This window comes from Adlercreutzia sp. DFI.6.23 (assembly GCF_024462535.1).
Taxonomy (GTDB): Bacteria; Actinomycetota; Coriobacteriia; order Coriobacteriales; family Eggerthellaceae; genus Adlercreutzia; species Adlercreutzia rubneri.
Map to the genome: position 1 here is coordinate 1 of NZ_JANGBP010000372.1, position 313 is coordinate 313.

Annotated in this window: 1 protein-coding gene; it reads right to left on the bottom strand. The window is 54.3% G+C overall.

What is annotated here, in order from left to right:
* A partial coding sequence (locus NE591_RS13770) for an FAD-binding protein (protein WP_256156922.1) occupies positions 1 to 262 on the bottom strand: 262 nt, incomplete at its 3' end.
* Positions 263 to 313 lie beyond the last annotated feature (51 nt).

Consider the following 313-nt stretch of genomic DNA (forward strand, 5'->3'; position numbering starts at 1 on the left):
ATTCATGAGCTTCGAGGGCCAAGATGGCGACGGCATCAACATGGCTCTCGAAGCTCATGAATTTAATGCGCTCAGCGGGTACGCGCAGCCACTCCTTTCCCATATCCACGTTGCTCGCAAAGCCGCCTGTCGCCATGACGACCGATTTCGCGTTAATGCGAACAATGCCGTCGGCTTCCTGGGCGTAGACGCCTTTGACGGTTCCGTTGTCGACAATGATGTTTACAGCGGGGGTTTCCAACCAGAAATCAAGATTGTCCAAGGTCTCTCCGTACTCCCATAAGGGCGTGAGAACTCCCGTGCCGATGTTCAT